A 2,662-nucleotide genomic window follows, 5' to 3' on the forward strand; every position below is an offset into this window, starting at 1 on the left:
AACGGTTCAACTAGTATCACAAAGGCGGGATAGTTATTATTGATGACAGAGTCTAACGTCTTTACGTATCTAGAAATGTAACGTTTAAAGTCCGGCTTTGAACACAAAATACCGATTGGAGACCCGTCTACTATTACAGGACTATTAACGTCTTTGAGGAAATTCCTGAACTCTGTGTCTAAATCTTTTGTTGGTTCGTATTTAATTAGTCTCATGTTCAGTTTGTTAGAAACAAATCTAGCAATCGAACTTTTCCCTGACAATGGCACACCGTCAATAATTACCTTCATCTCATTAACTGGGACATTCCACTGTCTACTAATTTCTGTAATTAGATTAACAACATCCCTAGCTTTGAACTCAACACTAAACTGATAATTATCAATCACTGTATGTCACCTTTGATCTTTTGAATTTGTGCAATAATTTCATCTCTACAGTCAGCAATACTTTCACATGATGTTACTATCTCGATCACCTTCCTCTTTTCGTTAGTTATCACGATGGTATTATTGCTCTCCCTTAACTTCAAGATCAACATGTTGTTATCTTCTAGTACCATGACCTCTTTTTGACCAGCATCAGGAATTTCATTTATCTTTTTGATGACCCAGTCAAAAAACTCAGGATCATCAAGTTTGTCTATGTTAGTATTGAACTTCATACATCATCATCTCCATTTTTCATTTTGAACTGTTCAGTAACATCCTTCATCGTTTCACGTTCGTATACCTCAATAGGTCTGTCAGGATTATCCTTAACGAACTCAATAATTTCCTCTTTTGTAACTGGAACGATAACCGTAATAACATCGTCAAGTTCTAACTCTTGTCCATCAGATGATACTTCTTCTACCTCTACGTCATCTACATACATAAGATAGGGATAGTCTTTTGGATTTCTAGTATTTTGAGTTAACTCATACAAATCCAATCGGTTCACCTACTTTTTTGCTATCACCGTGGTATTTAAGTCTTTCTTTCATAACTATCTTCTTTGGTATAATCACAGTAACGTTATAACCAAGTCTTGACTTAATCGCTTGAAACTTTTGTTTAACCAGAAATTTTAAGGGATCCGGATCGTAGTACACTTCAATCGGTAAGTTCTTCTTAACACCCTTAAACGTTAAACTTCCCTTTCCAATCGCAACATTGCCATTGCGTTGGTAACCAGCGGGTACCCAATCATCAGGGTCTTCAGTGAAAAAGTACATCTTCTTACCTAGGTGATAAAGATAGCCTTCCTTTTCTATTTTGAGTTGTCCTAGCCCATCACCTATTGTTTTAAAATGTAACTTTTTCTCATCAAGTTTGATTACAGTGCTAGACCTAATATCTTTGGTCATGTGAAGTGAATCCGTATCAGTGTATGTTAACCCGTCCTTATTCTGTTTCATCAGTTGATAAAGATACATTCTAGCGTATGCGGTTACATATGAAGCGATCGCAACAGAATAGCGGGGCGTTAATTCTTCCTTTGTGTAAATCAAATCGTCAATCTTAGTGTACCATTTTCCGTTTATGACAAACCTTCCGTCTCCTCTGATCATCTTCTTAATTTCAGGATCTTTTACTAGTACCGATCTAGCCTTATGTAAACCAAACTTTCCATAGCTAGAGTTTAACACCATCTTAGCTATCGCACGTATTGTTTTGCCCTCTTCACCACCAATTTTTTCAGCTTCTTTTTTCATTTCATAGTACTTGTCAACAAATTCACTAAATAGGTACTCACCCCGGAACCACTTGCTAGTAATGAACTGAATTTTACAACCTTCCATCATAAGAGCCTGTACTTCTGGCGTTGTAAGTACCGCCTCATTCTCTAGTACCTGTGTTAAGATATTTTCACCCCGATACTTTATTTTAGTTACCACAGGCATCAGATCTGTGTCACACTTAAACTTAACACGGTGAAAACCTAGGTAGCCTCTTCTAATACCTTCATTGAACCCCACATCTTCATCTATTGGAATAGTTGGATAACGGAAGTGTTTCATCACCGTTGGGTATAATGAATTGACGTCATAGATCCGTTGTTTCTCGCTAAATGATGAAATCACTAGTGGATCAACCCTTCCGCCACGGTAACTTTCCAAAATGATCGGGTCATTTATCGTGTAGATAAGTCCAACGTGTTCGTCAGGGTTAAGTATTGCCTTTTTGAGACCATTGGCTTCGGGCATGTAATCAAGTAGTACTTTGAACGCTATAGTTGGTAACGTAGTTCCAAATTTTCCTATCTTTTCAAAGAATCTATTAAGAACTATGTGAAGCGCTCGGGCGTCCTGTTTTGCTAGTTCTTCACCATGTTGTTCTACGTAATTGTTCCATTCTTGTGGGTTCTCTTGAATCTTTTGATACTCAACTTGAGCCTCTTCCTTGTAGGTAAGCTCGGGTGCGAACGTCTTGATAGCGTTCTTGAGCGATGTAGTCAGGATGGGCATACTATCACGCACCCATGTACCGCCAATAAACGAAATACTAAATGGCGGATCAAAGCTTGCGTCCTCGATCATGTCAGCATATCTAGAAATTTTTAGTAACGACATATCGTATTTTGCATTATGAATAAACACCGTCTTTTTTGACTCGATCATGTAGTCAAGTGCCTTTTTCTCGTCCTTAAAACAGGTTTCTGTCACACCGTTACTGAAACA

The 2,662-nt window shown here is 37.8% G+C and carries 4 protein-coding genes; all 4 read right to left on the reverse strand.

The genetic code is table 11. The features are described 5' to 3' along the window. Window positions 1–389, reverse strand: a 389-nt coding sequence (locus QXE01_12555; protein ID MEM4972069.1) for a hypothetical protein, incomplete at its 3' end; no start/stop codon positions are given. Then, on the reverse strand, window positions 386–664 hold the full coding sequence (locus QXE01_12560) for a hypothetical protein (GenBank protein ID MEM4972070.1): 279 nt from the start codon (window positions 662–664) through the stop codon (window positions 386–388). The genes QXE01_12560 and QXE01_12555, both read right to left, overlap by 4 nt. After that, window positions 661–933 (reverse strand): hypothetical protein, encoded by a 273-nt coding sequence (locus QXE01_12565; GenBank protein ID MEM4972071.1) that lies wholly within the window; start codon window positions 931–933, stop codon window positions 661–663. Before QXE01_12565 ends, QXE01_12560 begins: the two co-directional genes overlap by 4 nt. After that, on the reverse strand, window positions 920–2,662 hold a 1,743-nt coding region (locus QXE01_12570; GenBank protein MEM4972072.1), incomplete at its 5' end, for a DNA polymerase. The genes QXE01_12570 and QXE01_12565, both read right to left, overlap by 14 nt.

This window comes from Sulfolobales archaeon (assembly GCA_038897115.1).
Taxonomy (GTDB): Archaea; Thermoproteota; Thermoprotei_A; order Sulfolobales; family AG1; genus AG1.

Bases quoted from the DNA above. Each gene is read 5' to 3' on its own strand.
- QXE01_12560 (MEM4972070.1), bottom strand. From the start codon at position 664: ATGAAGTTCAATACTAACATAGACAAACTTGATGATCCTGAGTTTTTT.